At 70.4% G+C, this 14933-nt stretch carries 15 protein-coding genes; 4 read left to right on the forward strand and 11 right to left on the reverse strand.

The features are described from left to right. The first annotated feature begins 100 nt into the window (after positions 1 to 100). Complete coding sequence (locus ACFSVL_RS33565; protein WP_378309987.1) at positions 101 to 397, forward strand: DUF1905 domain-containing protein; 297 nt, start codon at positions 101 to 103, stop codon at positions 395 to 397. Positions 398 to 588: 191 nt separating this feature from the next. Here ACFSVL_RS33565 and ACFSVL_RS33570 read toward each other — a convergent pair whose 3' ends face one another. The 10 genes from ACFSVL_RS33570 to ACFSVL_RS33615 form a co-directional block, all read right to left on the reverse strand. Further along, entirely contained in the window at positions 589 to 1131 is a 543-nt protein-coding gene (locus tag ACFSVL_RS33570; RefSeq protein WP_378309988.1) for an EF-hand domain-containing protein, read from the reverse strand. Positions 1132 to 1183: 52 nt separating this feature from the next. Beyond that, the gene (locus ACFSVL_RS33575; protein ID WP_378309990.1) at positions 1184 to 1741 is read right to left on the reverse strand and encodes an EF-hand domain-containing protein; all 558 of its coding nucleotides are present in this window, start codon (positions 1739 to 1741) and stop codon (positions 1184 to 1186) included. Between the two features lie 106 nt (positions 1742 to 1847). Beyond that, positions 1848 to 2561 (reverse strand): FadR/GntR family transcriptional regulator, encoded by a 714-nt coding sequence (locus ACFSVL_RS33580; protein ID WP_378309992.1) that lies wholly within the window; start codon positions 2559 to 2561, stop codon positions 1848 to 1850. A 23-nt stretch (positions 2562 to 2584) separates the two neighbouring features. Continuing rightward, positions 2585 to 3277 (reverse strand): type 1 glutamine amidotransferase, encoded by a 693-nt coding sequence (locus tag ACFSVL_RS33585; protein ID WP_378309994.1) that lies wholly within the window; start codon positions 3275 to 3277, stop codon positions 2585 to 2587. After that, positions 3270 to 4316 (reverse strand): carbon-nitrogen hydrolase family protein, encoded by a 1047-nt coding sequence (locus ACFSVL_RS33590; RefSeq protein WP_378309996.1) that lies wholly within the window; start codon positions 4314 to 4316, stop codon positions 3270 to 3272. The genes ACFSVL_RS33585 and ACFSVL_RS33590 overlap by 8 nt, the downstream gene beginning before the upstream one ends. After that, positions 4294 to 5727 (reverse strand): glutamine synthetase family protein, encoded by a 1434-nt coding sequence (locus tag ACFSVL_RS33595; protein ID WP_378309998.1) that lies wholly within the window; start codon positions 5725 to 5727, stop codon positions 4294 to 4296. The genes ACFSVL_RS33590 and ACFSVL_RS33595 overlap by 23 nt, the downstream gene beginning before the upstream one ends. 56 nt (positions 5728 to 5783) lie before the next feature. Beyond that, positions 5784 to 6251, reverse strand: coding sequence for a DUF1097 domain-containing protein (locus tag ACFSVL_RS33600; RefSeq protein WP_378310000.1), 468 nt, complete (start codon positions 6249 to 6251; stop codon positions 5784 to 5786). A 325-nt stretch (positions 6252 to 6576) separates the two neighbouring features. After that, the gene (locus tag ACFSVL_RS33605) at positions 6577 to 7878 is read right to left on the reverse strand and encodes an MFS transporter (protein ID WP_378310002.1); all 1302 of its coding nucleotides are present in this window, start codon (positions 7876 to 7878) and stop codon (positions 6577 to 6579) included. A gap of 54 nt (positions 7879 to 7932) precedes the next feature. Next, positions 7933 to 9486 carry an acyl-CoA synthetase gene (locus ACFSVL_RS33610; RefSeq protein WP_378310004.1) on the reverse strand — a complete coding sequence of 518 codons (1554 nt, stop codon included), beginning with the start codon at positions 9484 to 9486 and terminating at the stop codon, positions 7933 to 7935. An 11-nt stretch (positions 9487 to 9497) separates the two neighbouring features. After that, entirely contained in the window at positions 9498 to 10265 is a 768-nt protein-coding gene (locus ACFSVL_RS33615; RefSeq protein WP_378310005.1) for an enoyl-CoA hydratase/isomerase family protein, read from the reverse strand. Between ACFSVL_RS33615 and ACFSVL_RS33620 the strand changes: the two genes are divergently transcribed. Beyond that, complete coding sequence (locus ACFSVL_RS33620) at positions 10264 to 11283, forward strand: LysR family transcriptional regulator (RefSeq protein WP_378310007.1); 1020 nt, start codon at positions 10264 to 10266, stop codon at positions 11281 to 11283. The two genes, ACFSVL_RS33615 and ACFSVL_RS33620, sit on opposite strands and share 2 nt — an antisense overlap. A 139-nt stretch (positions 11284 to 11422) precedes the next feature. Then, the gene (ggt, locus tag ACFSVL_RS33625) at positions 11423 to 13219 is read left to right on the forward strand and encodes a gamma-glutamyltransferase (protein ID WP_378310009.1); all 1797 of its coding nucleotides are present in this window, start codon (positions 11423 to 11425) and stop codon (positions 13217 to 13219) included. Positions 13220 to 13279: 60 nt separating this feature from the next. Here the strand turns inward: ggt and ACFSVL_RS33630 are convergent, their stop codons facing one another. Further along, positions 13280 to 13960 (reverse strand): GntR family transcriptional regulator, encoded by a 681-nt coding sequence (locus tag ACFSVL_RS33630; RefSeq protein ID WP_378310011.1) that lies wholly within the window; start codon positions 13958 to 13960, stop codon positions 13280 to 13282. A gap of 114 nt (positions 13961 to 14074) precedes the next feature. On the opposite strand from ACFSVL_RS33630, the gene ACFSVL_RS33635 reads away from it, so the two are divergent. Next, positions 14075 to 14926: a fumarylacetoacetate hydrolase family protein gene (locus ACFSVL_RS33635; RefSeq protein WP_378310013.1), complete on the forward strand. Its 852-nt coding sequence runs from the start codon at positions 14075 to 14077 to the stop codon at positions 14924 to 14926. Positions 14927 to 14933: the final 7 nt, after the last annotated feature.

The following is a 14933-nucleotide window of genomic DNA, read 5'->3' on the forward strand; positions in this document are numbered from 1 at the left end:
GTCCCGTCGAGCGGTCCTCCCGCACCTGCTCGGGCGCGGCATGCGCCCAGTGCGCGAGATCGCGCCGGAAACTGTCGGTGCCGCGTGCGAAGGTGGTGACGTGGAAGTGCACTTCGACGCTGAACTGTGGATCTGGGAAGCGCGGCGGACCGACGCCTGGACCTTCGTCAGCCTGCCCGGCGACATCTCGGACGAAATCCGCGAGCTGGGCGGACCGCGCCGCGGCTTCGGATCGATGCGCGTGCTGGTCCGAGTCGGCGCCACCACGTGGCGGACCTCGATCTTCCCGGACAGCACGCGCGGCTACGTCCTGCCGGTCAAACGCGCGGTGCGCAAGGCCGAGAAGCTTGATCCCGGCGACGTCGCGCAGGTGACCGTCACGATCCTCGACCTCTGACCCCGGTGAATCCGGCACCCTCTCCTCACCGAGGACCTCGTCAAGCATCGACAGCAGAAAGTCGTTCACGCGCTTCCCCTCGCCGGCCCGACATCGTCGCGCAGATCCCTGAGCGCCGGAACGAGATCGTGAAGCGGGTGTCTGACCAGCCGGGCCACCTCTGGTCGGACACCCGCTGACGCGTCACGGCGTCAATGCGGTCCGAACAGGCCACTGCCGTTGCTGCCGTCGTCGTCGCTGAGGTAGAAATCCCGGCCTGCGGCGGTCAGTTCCCCCACCGTCAATGCGCCGTCGGCATCGCTGTCGAGCCGGGCGAAGACCGCCTCCGCGTCCTGCGCGCCGACACCGTAGACGCTCATCACCCGGATGAACTCGGCGCGGTTCACGCTGCCGTCGCCGTCGGTGTCCGCTAGTTCGCACACGGCCCGGAAATGCGGTTCGGCCACCCGGTCGAAGCCGGCCGCGTCGATGGTCTTGGCGCTGATGGCCTGGACGAACTCGCCCTTGGTCACCCTGCCGTCGCCGTCGCGGTCCATGTGGCCGATGAACTCGTCCCAGTACCGCAGATAGGTGTCCAGTACAGCGTTGGCCTTGGCCGGACCCGCGGAGCCGGCGAATTCCTCGATCAGCCTGCGTGAGAGAAGCGCGTAATCCTCGCGTTCGAGATAGCCGTTGCCGTTGGCGTCCATCAGCTCAAAGCGCCGGATTAGTTTGCGAGCGTGTGCTCCGGCCACGATCATCGCCCTCCCGCAATGAACGGAATACCTTTTTCGCAGACCAAGCGGTTCAGGAAGGGCGGCCCATCCACCAATTTCCCGGCGCGTCCGGATCCGAACTGGACCAGAACTCGATGATCGCCTCGACGAATTCCCCGGCGGTCAGGCTGCCGTCGCCGTCGCGGTCCAGGTGTGCGAATGCCTCGTTCGCCTCCGCCTCGGCGATGTCCGGGAAATGGCTCCGCAGGAACACCAGGTACTCCGCGGGGCTGACCCGTCCGTCGCCGTCGGTGTCGGCAATGGACAGGAAGGTCTCGGCCAGCGCGCCGACGGTGGCCCTGGCCGCGGCGGGATCGTCGGCGAGCGTTCGGCTCGACTCCACGAACCGTTCCCGCGAGATGGCCGACTCGCCGGCGGGAATGTGCGGCAGATGCACTTCGCGCCAGATGTTCAGATAGGCGTCGATGATCTTCCGCTCCGCGGCAGTCCCCGGTTCGTATCCGAGCGACAATGCCGCCCGCTGACCCATGGCCACGTGATCGTTTTCGGTAAGGCGACCATCTCCGTCCGCGTCCAAACCGTCGAAACCGCGGCCGATCTTGGTCGTCAAAAAGTCGGAAACTGACACGGAAACCCTCCCCGCACGCTTTTCACCAGCAGGCCCGGGAAAACGATAGTCCGAATCTGCTGCAGCGCCTTTCACCCAAAGGGGGCGGGTTTGCGTACGGCCGGAGTCAGCGCGGCCGCTCGCTGGTCAGCGAATCGGTGGTGCCGACCAGGTGCCGCAGCATCTCGTCTGCGGCCTTCGCCGGTTCGCGGTCCTTGATCGCGTCGAGGATCGTCTGGTGGTCGGCGAGCGACACCGCGGGCTGCCCGGCGCGGGTCAGCGACGTCTCCGAGGTCCGGTCCAGCGCGGTGCGCATGCTGTCGAGCAGCCGGATGAGGATGGGGTTGTGCGAGGCGGCGGCGACGCCGGTGTGGAACCGGCGGTCGCCCATGAGACCAGGTTCGCCCGCCTCGACCTCGCGCGTCATGTCTTCGACCGCCGCCGTCAGTTCGGCGAGGTCGGCGTCGGTGGCGCGCAGCGCGGCGAGGCGGGCGCACTGGGTTTCCAGCGCCTGCCGGGTTTCCCAGATCGCGGGGTGGTCGAGGTGGGTTTCGATCAGCTCCGCGGCCAGCGTCGGGATCAGCTCCTCCGGCCGCTGGAGCAGGTAGATTCCCTCGCCGTGGCGGACCTCGACCATCCCGCGGGCCCGCAGCGCCGTGATCGCCTCGCGGATGGAGGACCGGCCGACCGACAGCTGCTGCGCCAGCTCCCGCTCGCTCATCAGCCGGTCTCCCGGCTGCAGGTGGTTGACGTCGATGAACTCGCGCAGCCGGTCGCTGACCTGCTCGTACAGCGGCTTGCGGTCGACCGGCCGGATCGGCGCGATCCGCTGCTCTGCCATCTGGGCCACCCCCGGGTAAACCATCACTGTCCTGATGGTCTGACCATACCGAAGAACGCGTCGTACAGACGGGCGGCGGCCTCCCCGGCCCGCGCGTCGCCCGCTTCGGTGGCCACCAGGAGCTCCTCGGGCTCGCCGCCCGCCTCGCGCAGCTGCCGCCGCCGTCGGTCGTTCGCCATCCACGCCCGGATCTGGTCCGCAGTGATCTCGGGATGGAACTGCACGCCGAGATGCGGGCCATGGACGAACGCCTGGACGCAGCGGTCCGCGCTGAGCACGGCAGCTTCCGGCGGTGCCGCGATTTCGTCGCCGTGCCATTCGAACCAGCGGCCCTCGATCACTTCCGTCAGCGCGCTGCTTTCGCTCGTCTTGACGTCCGCCCAGCCGCGTTCGGGATCCTCCGCGACGTGGACCTCGCCGCCCAGAACGTCGGCCAGCAGCTGGGCGCCGAAGCAGATCCCGAAGACCGGGGTGCCCAGTGCGAGCTGCTCGCGGACGAACGCCCGCTCGGCCGGGATCCACGGCACCGCCGGGTCGTAGACGGACTCGCGGCTGCCGAGCACCACGAGCGCGCGGTACGGGCGCGGCGCGGGCAGGCCGTCCGCGACGTCGACGAGCCGCCAGGGAATCCGGCGCGCGTCGAGCCAGGCCGCGAGGTTGCCGGGGCCCGCGTCCGCCTGGTGCCGCAGGACGAGCACGGTTTCCTGGTCAGTCATGGGTGAACTCCTCGGGCGAGTCGGTGAAGACGCCGGCGCGGCGGCGACGGCGGTCGATGGTCACCGCGAAAACGTCCGGGCGGCTGTAGTGCCCGGTCGGGTCGAAGTTGAGCCGTTCGCGGGCGACGCGCCGCAGATCGAGATCGGCGACGATCAGCCCTTCGGCGCCGCGGACCGGGGGCACCAGCCAGGTCCCGTCGGGCGCGGCGACGCCGGATCCGCCGTCGAACGGCATTTCGTCCGAGCCCGCCCGGAGTTCGGCCGCCAGCGGGAAGTCGTCGGCGACGTCGCCGGGCCGCAGGATGCCCGACACCGCCATCGTGAACACCCGGCCTTCCTGCGCGGTGAACCGCGTGATGTCGGCGACGATCCCGCTCGCGCCGGGCCACGAACTCAGGTGCACCTGCTCGCCGTCGAGGTAGAGCGCATGCCGCGCCTGCGGCATCCAGTTCTCCCAGCAGTTCAACGCGCCGACCCGCGCCGGGCCCGCCGCGTGCGTCCGGAGCCCGGCGCCGTCGCCGTGGGCCCAGACGAGCCGCTCGTCGTAGGTGGGCACGAGTTTCCGGTGGTGTCCCACCAGTCCGTCGCCGGGGTCGAAGGTGAGCGTCGTGCAGAACGTCGACCCGCTGGCCGCGCGCCCGCCGCGTTCGGTGACGCCGACGAACAGGGTGAGCGCGAGGTCCGCCGACAGCTGCTCCAGTTCGCGCTGCTCGGGGCCGCCTACCTCGACGGCGCTGTCGAGATAGGCGGCGTAGCAGGCTTTCTGGTCCGCGTCGTCGAACCGCGCACCGTGCGTGCGGGTGAGCCAGAACGGATAGCCGGACAGATACGTCTCGGGGAACGCGAGGACCTGCGCGCCCTGCGAGGCGGCGAGTTCGGCGGCTTCGACCAGCCGCTTCATCCGAGCGCCGAGATCGAGCCACGGTCCGCCGAGCTGCGCGCCCGCCACGGTCAGAGTCGTGCGGGGATCGGGGTCTTCGGCGCGGGCAGCCGCCAGCACCGTCAGCGGGCCTGGGTCAGTAGATTTCGAAGTACTCACGCTGCTCCCAGTCGGTGACCGCCGCGTTGAACCGGGTGACCTCGTGCTGTTTGACCAGCGCGAAGTAGTCGACGAACGGATCGCCGAATTCCTTGCGCAGCAACGCGCTTTCACGGAACGCCTCGACAGCGCGTTCGAGGCTCGCCGGCAGGCGCGGCGCTTCGGCGAGGTACGGCTCGTCGGCCGACGGCCCGGGGTCGAGCTTGTTCGCCATGCCGTCGCGGCCGCTGATGATCTGGGACGCCAGGTAGAGGTAGGGATTCGCGGCGGGCTCGCCGACGCGGTTCTCCAGATGCGTGTTCGCGTCGCCGCGTCCGCCGGCGACCCGGACGAGCGCGCCGCGGTTCTCCTCGGCCCAGGTCACCCTGTCCGGGGCGAAGGAATCGGGGCGGTAGCGCTTGTACCCGTTGATCGTCGGCGTCGTGAGGACCGAGCAGGCACGGGCGTGTTCGAGCAGACCGGCCATGAACCGGGTGCCGATCTCCGACAGCGCATCGGTTTCATCGCCGGCGAAGGCGTTCGCACCGTCCGGAGTGGTCAGTGACTGGTGCAGGTGCCAGCCGCTGGAGAACGCGTTGGGCAGCGCGGGACGGGACATGAACGTCGCGTGGTAGCCGTGCCTTCGGCTCAGCTGTTTGATCAGGCTGCGCAGCAGGACCACGGTGTCGGCGGCCCGCAGCCCCGGCATCGGGTCGAAGGTGACCTCGCACTGGCCGGGTCCCCATTCGTCCTCCACCGTGGCGAGCGGCATGCCGAGCGCGACGATGTTGTCCCGCAGCACGTCCAGGATCGCGCCGATCTCGTCGCCGCGGTTTTCGGTCAGGTACTGGAACCCGTGCGAGACGGCGCTGACCTTCGGCGGCGTCGGCGGATGGCCGCAGTCCGCGAAGGACAGGCAGGGGTCCTCGAGCCGGGTCAGGTAGAACTCCAGCTCCACCCCAGCGACGTAGGAGAAGCCGTCGCCGTCGAGCTTGCCGAGCTGGTCGCGCAGGATGCCGCGGGTGTCGAACGGGACGATCTCGCCGGAGCGGTAGTGCAGATCGGCCAGGATCCAGCCGGTGCCCTTCAGCCAGGGCAGCACCTTGAACGTCGTCGGGTCCGGCACCAGGACGCCGTCCGGGAGCCCGGTCATCCTCGGGTCGCCCAGCGCGTTGGCCCCGAACGGCGGGACGACCGGGTTGTTCGTGGTGTCGAAAATCAGCGTCGCGGTCTGGAAGTCCTTGCCGTCGCGCAGTACCGACCGGAAATGGTTCGCCTCCAGCGTCTTGCCGCGCAGGACGCCGTGCTGGTCGGCCCAGCTGATCCGGATCTGGCGCAGCCCCTGCTCGGCGACCTGCGCGGCGACGCGCTCGGCCGCGTCGTGCTGCTGGGCCGTCCACAGCGCGTGGCGGTCGATGAAGGATGGGCTCATGGGTACTCCTCGGAGCATCGGTCTGGTGGTCTGACCACTGACGGGAAAAAGCGGCTTCAGGAGGTGGCGGTTTCGGTGCCCGTGGCGCGGACGAGTGCGTCGGCCGACCATTCGGACACCAGGCCGAGGACGACGCCGATGACCAGCACCGCCACGGTGGCCGGTACGTCGACGCCGGTGCCGAACAGCGTTGCGGCGCCGAGGAAGGCGCCGGGGATGAAGGACAGCGCACGCCAGAGAGCCTGCGCGCACATCGCGAACGCCGCCACGCCGACGGCGACCGCGAGCGCACCGGACCAGCCGGTCAGCGCGCCGGCCGCCAGTGCGGCCAGCCAGCCCCAGAGCACTCCGGACAAGGCCGCGGGCAGCGTTTTCGCCAGGCCGGCGGACTTGCCGCCCGCCGCGAAGAACGCCGCCCAGGACACGACGGCGCCCCACGCGGGGAGGCCGAACCGCTGACTGGCCCAGATCCACAGGCCGGCGAGAACGCCGACGGTGATGCCGACGGCGATCGTGGAACGCACGTCATCAACTCCTCTGCTCGTCGCGCACCGCGTTGTGCGCGCAGGAAAGGGGGTGGTGCAGATCAGGTTTACCGGTGACCTGGTGGTCTGACCAGTGTGGGTGACCTGCGGCAACGTGTCAACCCGGAATCGAATCAGCTGATGATGACCCGCGGGGACCGGCCGAGGGACGCACGGCGCCGGGCAGCCCGATCACGAACGCGGCTACGCCGCACCTCGGCGGAGCGAGCCGCTCCCCCGCTCTCTGGGCCGAGGGGCCTCCACCCGGTCTCGCCCCGCCACGGGCGAAGCGGGGCGAGACCTCAAAACAGCACCGCCGCGGATTTCACCGCCTCGCCAGGTCCAGGTTCTTCGTTTCCCGGAAGGCAAACCCGACGACCAGGGACGACACCACCGCGATCGCCATCAGATAGGCCCCCGGCGCCAAGGAGCTGCCGGTGAGCGTGACGAGACCGGTGGCCACGAACGGCGCGGTCCCTCCGAAGAGGACATACGCCGCGGTGTAGCCGATCGCCGAGCCGCTGGCGCGGACCGGGCCCGGGAACATCTCCACCATCGCCGGCACGTTCGACGTGCCGATGACCGCGACCAGCACGGCGAGCACCGCGGTGCCGACGAGCGCCCCGGCGAATCCGGCGTGCATGAGCGCGAACGCGGGCAACGTGCACACGACGAACCCGACGCACGACACCAGCAGCATCCGCTTGCGCCCGTACCGGTCGCTCGCCGACGCCATGAACGGGCAGGCCGCGCTGTAGCACAGCATCGACACCACGCTCGCGATCAGCGACTGGGTACGCGAATAGCCCAGCTCGTCGGCCATGTACGTGATCATGTAGCTGCTCATGAGGTAATACGCGATCGCGTTGGTGATGCTGTAGCCGAAGAGCGTGAAAATCTGCCGTTTGTGCGAGCGAAGCGCGTCGCGCAGCGGCTTGCGCTGCACGGAGTCCTCGTTTTGCAGCTGCCGGAACACCGGGCTGTCCTCCACCCGGCGGCGCAGGTAGAGCCCAATCAGCCCGAGTGGACCGGCCAGGAGGAACGGCACCCGCCAGCCCCAGGTGTGCAGCGCGCCCGAGGACAAGGCGGAGGTCAGGAGCACCCCGACCGCCGATCCGGCCACGCTGGCCAAGCCGACGGTGGCGGGCACCGCGCTGGCGAAACGGGCGCGCCGCCCGTCCGGCGCGTGCTCCATGATGAACGCCGAGGCTCCGGTGTACTCGCCGCCGGTGGAAAAACCCTGCAGCGTCCGCAGGACGAAGAGCAGAATCGGCGCGGCCACCCCGATCGCGGTGTACGTCGGCAGCACGCCCATCAGGAACGTGGCCCCGCTCATCAGCAGCACGCTCAGCGCGAGCGTCCGGTTGCGGCCGATCCGGTCCCCGAAGTGCCCGAAGAACGCCGCGCCCAGCGGCCGCGCGACGAACCCGCCCGCGAAGATCGCCCACGTGGCCAGCAGCGCCGCGGACGGATCGTTCTTGGGAAAGAACTCGGCGGCGATGGTGGAGGACATCGTCGCGTAGGCGGCGGAGTCGAACCATTCGGTGAAGTTGCCGATGCCCGAGGCGAGCGCGATCTTCCGCCTGCCGCGGGAAACGCGCGCGGGGTGTTCCGTCCGGACGGTCATTGGCCGGCTCCTTGTCAGTGCTTGTCAGTGCACGTCAGTGCTTGTCCGTGCTTGTTAACGGCTGCCGGGAGCGCGATCGCGGTCCCGGAGATCGGCCCGCCGGATCTTGCCGGTGGCGGAGCGGGGCAGCACGTTCACGAATTCGATGTGCCGCGGGTAGGCGAAGCGCGAATAGGTCTCCTTGGCGAACGTGCGCAACTCCTCGGCGAGCGCGTCGCCGCCGTCGTAGCCGGGCGCGGGTTGCACCCACGCTTTGACCGCCTGGCCGCGCACCGGATCCGGCACGCCGACCACCCCGGCGTCGGCCACCGCCGGATGGGCCCGCAGGGCGTGTTCCACCTCGAACGGGCTGACCCGGTACCCGGACGTCTTGATCACGTCGTCGGTGCGGCCGAGGAACCAGAAGTAGCCGTCCTCGTCGGCGAAAGCCTGATCGCTGGTGTGGTACCAGCCGCCGCCGAACACCGCCGCGGAGTCCTCCGGCCGGTTCCAGTAGCCCAGCGGGTACTGCGGGTTCGACCGGGCGCGCAGGCAGATCTCCCCCGGTTCGCCCTGGGGCACCGGCTGTTCGTGCGCGTCCAGCAACGCGACGTCCCAGCCCGGCAGCGGACGGCCCATCGAGCCGGGTTTCACCGGCACCCCGGGGAAATTCCCGACCAGCGGGTAGGACTCGGTGGAGCCGTAGTAGTCGAGCAACGGCACGCCGAACTGCTCGGCGAACCAGTCGATGAGGTCGGCGGACAACGGTTCGTTCGAGGAGCACACCACCCGCAGCTTGTGCGGGAAGCGCAGGCCCGCGTCCGGCACGTCGGCGGCCAGCTTGCGCAGGAAAGTCGGGTTCACCAGCGCGGTCGTGACCCCGTTGCGGGACAGGGAATCCAGCAGCCCTTCGGGGTCGAACCCGCCCGCCGGCCGGTAGACCAGCTGCGTCGCGCCGGCGCGCAGCGGGCCCATCAGCTTCGCCATCGACCACGCCCAGTCCCCCGCGCCGTAGAAGACGTCGCCGGGACGGAGGTCGTGGCAGTAGCGGAACTCGTTGTGCCCCAGCAGCGTCCGGTGCGCGTGCACGATGCCCTTGGCCTTGCCGGTGGTGCCCGACGTGTAGAAGATCAGCGCCGGATCGTCCGCGGCGGTGTCCACCGTCTCGAAGCGCGGCGGTCGTTCGGCGATCGCCGGGTCGTCGACGTCGACGAGGTGCCCGGCGAAGCCGCTGACCCGGCCCCGTGCCTCGGATTCGGTCACCAGCACGGTGGCGCCGGAGTCGGCCAGCCGGTAGCGGATCGGCTCGTCCGCCCACAGCAGGGACATGGTCACCAGGATCGCGCCGGTGCGCAGCACGCCGAGGTACGCGGCCGGGGTGTCGGGCCGCTGCGGAAGGAGCACCGCCACCCGGTCGCCCGGCCGCACGCCCAGATCCCGCAGATGCGCGGCTACCTGGCGGGAGCGGTCCTGCACCTCGCCCCACGCGATCTCGCGGTGCGTGCCGAGATGGTCCTCGAAGATCAGCGCGGTGGCGGCGCGGTCGTGGCGGTCGGCCACGTCCGCGGCCATGTTGTAGCGCTCCGGAACCTCCCAGTCGTGTCCGGCGCGCAGTTCGTCGTAACCCACCCGATGCCCCTTCAGTTCTGCTTGCCGGCCAGGAAGCGGGCCATCTCCCGCTGCGGCTCCCCGGTGGCGTAAGCGGCGGCGTGGATCTTTTTGGCCGCGGTCACCGCCTGCGCCAGCGCCTCGTCGTCCAGTTCGCGGAGCCGCGCCTTGGTGAGCGCGACGGCCCCCGGCGGCAGCTCGGCGATAGCGCGCGCCTGGGCGACAGCGGCGTCGAGCACCTCGTTCTCGGGAACCAGCCGGGTGAGCAGGCCGAGCCGATGCGCCTCGACGCCGTCGACGAGCTGAGCGGTGAGGGCGAACTCGGCGGTCTTGGCCCGGCCGAGGATGTCCCACATCGCCCAGATCCCGGTGATGCTCGGGATCCCGGAAGCCACTTCGGGCTGGCCCATGGTGACCCCGGCGTGCCCGATCCGCAGGTCGGCCACGAGCGCGTACTGGAACCCGGAACCGGCTACGACGCCGTTGACCGCGGCGACGGTCGGCTTCCGCATCTCGCGGACCGCGCGGTAGAGGCGGTCGAAGTCGTCGATCCAGGCCTCCGCGGCGGCGTGGTCGTCCGGGCGGATCGCGGCTGTTTCCGCCAGGTCCTGCCCGGCGCAGAACGCCCGCCCGGCCCCGGTCAGCACCACGCCGCGGCAGGCCGGATCCTCGTCGAGTTCGCGCAGGTGCCCGATCAGCCGTTCCCGCATCGCGTGGGTCCACGCGTTGAGCTTCTCCGGCCGGTTCAACGTCAGCACGGCGATCTCGTCCCGGCGGTCGAGCAGCACTGTTTCGGTCATGGAGGTCGTTCCTTCGTTCGTCGTTCGCGTCGCGGACAAGAAAAACAGCGCGAGTCCGCCGCTGGCCAACACCAAGTGCGACCTCCCGCGATATCGAGTTGGTATGGTCCGGCCGATGGAGCTGCGGCATCTGCGGTACTTCGTCGTCCTGAGCGAGGAGCTGCACTTCGGCCGGGCGGCGAAACGGCTGCACATGGCGCAGCCGCCGCTGTCGCAGCGGATCCGGGACCTGGAGCGCGAACTCGGCGTCGACCTGTTCCACCGCGGCCGGGGCGGCGTGCGGCTCACCGAGGCGGGCGCGCTGCTGCTCGAACACACGCGTCCGGTCCTCGAAGGCGTGGACAGCGCGCGGGAAGCGATGCGCCGGATCCTGCCCGGCACGTCGGGCACGCTGCGCGCGGGGATTCCGCCGGACACGACTCCCGAGGTGCTGCGCACGATCGCCGCCGAGTTCGCCGCGACGGTGCCGGACGTGCTGCTGGAGCTGCACGAGGTCAGCACGGACGAACAGATCGCCCGCCTGCGGGAAGGCAAGCTCGACGTCGGAATCGTGCGCCACCCGTCCGACACCGTCGGCCTGGAGTCGGGGCCGGTGCTGTCCCGGCCGCTCGGGGTCGTGCTGCCCGCGACGCACCGGCTCGCGGACTCGGGCGTCGTGCGGCTGCGCGACCTCAACGGCTCCCCGCTGATCGTCTTCCAACGCGAGATGGCGCCGCGGCTGTACGACCACATCCTCGCGATCTGCCGCGACAACGGCTTCCTGCCGGGAGCGATCCGGCACGCCCGCAACCCGAACTTCACCCACGGGCTCGTGCTGGCCGGAATGGGCGTGCACTTCAACGAGGAACACCCGTTGCCCGACGGCCTGACGTGGCGCCCGCTCGACGAAGGCAGGCTGCGGTGGTCGAGTTCGGCCGTCTGGGTGCCGACGCGCGCCAACGACGTCATCGCCGGATTCGCCGCGGTGGCCGAGGACGCGCTTCGTGCCGCCGGGCACGGAATCTCCGCTGGGGACTGACCTCGGGTCAAGACGGGATGCGTCGTCCGGCCGGTCTCGGCGTAGATCCGCTCGGACTGCACCGTCTTGGACCGTGTCATCTCGGGGCGGCAGGTGCTAAACAGGACCTCCCTGGTTTCACCGCCGAGAAAGGGTTGCCATGCCGCTGAAGCGCATCGTCACCGCCACGATGGCCACCGGGCTCGCCGCCGTCTGTGTGGTGGCCTCGGCACCCGCGGCCTCGGCGAGGCCGGCGCCGCCGCGGACTCCCGTCGCGGAGGGCTCCGGAGGTGCGGTCGTCTCCGACACCGTCGAGTCCACCCAAGCCGGGATCGATGTACTGCGCCGAGGCGGGACCGCTGCCGACGCCGCGGTCGCGGTCGCCGCGACGCTCGGCGTGACCGACCCGTACGTCGCCGGGCTCGGGGGCGGCGGGTATTTCGTCTACTACGACGCCCGCACCAAGACCGTCTCGACCATCGACGGGCGCGAAACCACCCCGGCCCGCGACTCGTCGACGATGTTCATCGACCCCTCCACCGGCAAGCCGTACGACTTCGAGACCGCCGTCGAGAGCGGGCGTTCCGTCGGCGTGCCGGGGATGCTCGCCACCTGGCAGCGGGCCCTGCAGCGCTGGGGCAAGTTCAGCCTCGCGGACAACCTCAAGCCCGCCGAGAAGGTCGCGCGGCACGGGTTCGTCGTCACGCCCGAGTTCGAGCGGCAGACGCAGTCGGTGGCCGCGAAGCTGGGCCGCTTCTCCCCCAGCGCCGAGCTGTTCCTGCCCGGCGGGGCCGCGCCCAAGGCCGGTTCCGTCCTGCGCAATCCCGATCTCGCGGCGACCTACCGGCAGATCCAACGCGAGGGCGTAGGCGCGTTCTACGGCGGCGCGGTCGGCCGCGACCTCGTCCGGACGGTGCAGAACCCGCCGGTCACGCCCGGTGCGGCGACCCCGCTGACCGGCCCGATGCAGCTGTCCGACCTCCGCGCCTACCGAGCGCTCGACGGCACGCCGACGCACATCAACTACCGCGGCTACGACGTCTACGGCATGGCCCCGTCCTCCAGCGGCGGCATCACCGTGGGCGAAGCGCTGAACATCCTCGGCAATTTCCCGATGTCCACAATGGACCAGACCCAGGCGCTGCACCACTACCTGGAGGCGAGCCGGCTCGCTTTCGCCGACCGCAACCGGTACATCGGCGACGCGCGCTACGTGGACGTGCCGCAGCGGCAGCTGCTCTCCAAGCGCTTCGCGGCGTCCCGGGCGTGCCAGATCGACCCGAACAAGGCCGGAACGAGCCCCGTCGCGCCGGGCGACCCGTACGCGCCCGGCCCGGGCTGCACCACCGCTCCCGCGGCCTCCTCGGACAGCAACGAGCAGCACACGAACCACTTCGTCGTCGCCGACAAGCAGGGCAACATCGTGTCCTACACCAACACGATCGAACAGCTGGCCGGCAGCGGCATCACCGTGCCGGGCCGCGGTTTCCTGCTGAACAACGAGCTGACCGACTTCAACTTCGCCCCGACGCAGGGCTCGGCGCCCGACCCGAACCTGCCCGCCCCCGGCAAGCGCCCGCGTTCGAGCATGTCGCCGACGATCGTCCTGCACGACGGCAAACCGGTCCTCGCGGTCGGTTCGCCGGGCGGCGCGACGATCATCACGACCGTCCTGCAGATCCTGCTCAACCGGTTCGACCTCGGCATGAGCCTGCCGGACGCGATCGCCGCCCCGCGCGCTTCCCAGCGGAACGCGGCGACCACAGACGCCGAAGCGGGCTTCCTCGCGCTGCCGGCGGCGAAGGGCCTGGAGGCGTTGGGACAGAAGTTCAAGAGCGGCGGCGACATCGGCGTGGCAGCGGGGATCGAGATCCTGCCGCACGGACGGCTGCTCGCCGCCGGGGAACCCTCGCGGCGCGGCGGCACTTCCGCGGCGGTGGTGACCGGAAAGAACTGAAGCCGGGGGTGTCCCTAGGTGGTGCTTCTTGCCGCGGACCGGCTGCGCCGGTAACAGCCGCTACGGCCGGTTCGGCTCGTCCTCCGCGCAGCTGATCAGCAGCTGCGCCGTGTGCGCGATGTGGTCCCGAAGCCGTTCGGCCGCCAGGTCCGCGTCGCGGGCCAACGCCGCTTCGAGGATCGCCTTGTGCTCGCCCGCGAGATCCCGGTCGGGTTCCTGTCCGAAAGAGACAGACCACTGCCGGTACAGCTCGGCCTCCTCGCGCAGGCCGCGCGCCGTCGCGACCAGCCTGCGGTTGCCGCAGCCCTCGAACAGGGCCAGGTGGAAGTCCGCGTGCGCGGCGACCCAGGCGTCGGTCGGGCGGTCCGGGTCGGCGGGGCCGGTGAACGGGGTGCGCTCGAGCAGATGGTGCGCGGCCACCGCGCGGGCCTCCCACTGGACGTCTCCTTCGAGGATCGACAGCCGCAGCACCAGCGACTCGATCTCCAGGCGCGCCTTGGTCAAATCCGCGAGATCCTCGTGCGACAACGGCGTGACCGTGTAGCCGAGGTGCGGCCTGGTCTTCACCAGCCCCTCGGCGGTCAACCGCGTGAGCGCCTCGCGGGCCGCGCCGACGCTCGTCGCGTATCGCTCGCACAGTTCGGGGAACTTCAGGCGCTGGCCGGGCACCATCCGGCCGCCCAGGATGTCGGCCCGCAGCTGCTGGTAGACGCCCTCTGCGCGCGTCGCTTCCCCTGCCATGCCGCTCACTCTAGCGGATACGAATATTCGAGCAACTTTCGAAAGTTTATTGCCTCATCGAATCTGTGGGCGTACAACTGGAGGGCACTGAAGCCGGACGCGAAGGAGCCCCGCATGAAAGTCGCCGCTGTGGACGGACGGCTCGCCCTGGTCACCGCACCGGGCAAGGCCGTGGACGTTGCCGAGGCCAGTGGCGGGCGGTTCGGCCCGGACGTCCACCAGGCCTACGAGCGGTGGACGGAGCTGTCCGAGTTCGCCGCGACGATCGGCGAGGGGCACGCGCTCGAGCGGCCGGTGCGCGACGAGCAGCTGGGCAACCCGGTCCCGGCGCCGCGCCAGGTGTTCGCGATCGGCCTGAACTACGCCGACCACGCGGCCGAATCGTCCTTCGCCGTGCCCGAAACCCCGCCGGTGTTCACCAAGTTCCCGACCTGCCTCACCGGTCCTTACGGCGACGTCGCCATCCCGGACGGCGGGAACGTCGACTGGGAGGTCGAACTCGTCGCGGTCGTCGGCAAGCGCGCCGAACGCGTCGGCGAGGACCAGGCGTGGGACTACGTCGCCGGGCTCACCGTCGGGCAGGACATCTCCGAACGGCTGCTGCAGCTGGCCGGTCCCGCCCCGCAGTTCAGCCTCGCCAAGTCCTACCCCGGTTTCGGGCCGCTCGGGCCCGTCGTCGTGTCCCCGGACGAACTGCCCGACCGCGACGACCTCGAACTCGGCGCGCTCGTCAACGGCGAACAAGTCCAGAAGGGCCGCACCTCCTCGATGGTGTTCTCGGTGCCGGCGCTGATCGCCCGGCTGTCCGCGGTGACCCCGCTGCAGCCCGGCGACGTGATCTTCACCGGCACGCCGTCCGGCGTCGGCATGGGCCGCACGCCGCAGCGCTACCTGAAGGCGGGCGACCAGCTCGTCAGCTACGTCCACGGCATCGGCGAACTGCGGCAGCGGATGGTCGCCGCTTAGCGGAAAG

The sequence above is a fragment of the Amycolatopsis silviterrae genome, from assembly GCF_042684085.1.
Classification (GTDB): Bacteria; Actinomycetota; Actinomycetes; order Mycobacteriales; family Pseudonocardiaceae; genus Amycolatopsis; species Amycolatopsis silviterrae.

What these genes read in the sequence shown, in the direction of transcription:
- ACFSVL_RS33580 (WP_378309992.1), bottom strand. Translation starts at nt 2,561, where the DNA reads ATGGCAGAGCAGCGGATCGCGCCGATCCGGCCGGTCGACCGCAAGCCG.
- ACFSVL_RS33635 (WP_378310013.1), top strand. Translation starts at nt 14,075, where the DNA reads ATGAAAGTCGCCGCTGTGGACGGACGGCTCGCCCTGGTCACCGCACCG.
- ACFSVL_RS33585 (WP_378309994.1), bottom strand. Translation starts at nt 3,277, where the DNA reads ATGACTGACCAGGAAACCGTGCTCGTCCTGCGGCACCAGGCGGACGCG.
- ACFSVL_RS33605 (WP_378310002.1), bottom strand. Translation starts at nt 7,878, where the DNA reads ATGACCGTCCGGACGGAACACCCCGCGCGCGTTTCCCGCGGCAGGCGG.
- ACFSVL_RS33615 (WP_378310005.1), bottom strand. Translation starts at nt 10,265, where the DNA reads ATGACCGAAACAGTGCTGCTCGACCGCCGGGACGAGATCGCCGTGCTG.
- ACFSVL_RS33630 (WP_378310011.1), bottom strand. Translation starts at nt 13,960, where the DNA reads ATGGCAGGGGAAGCGACGCGCGCAGAGGGCGTCTACCAGCAGCTGCGG.
- ACFSVL_RS33620 (WP_378310007.1), top strand. Translation starts at nt 10,264, where the DNA reads ATGGAGGTCGTTCCTTCGTTCGTCGTTCGCGTCGCGGACAAGAAAAAC.
- ACFSVL_RS33595 (WP_378309998.1), bottom strand. Translation starts at nt 5,727, where the DNA reads ATGAGCCCATCCTTCATCGACCGCCACGCGCTGTGGACGGCCCAGCAG.
- ggt (WP_378310009.1), top strand. Translation starts at nt 11,423, where the DNA reads ATGCCGCTGAAGCGCATCGTCACCGCCACGATGGCCACCGGGCTCGCC.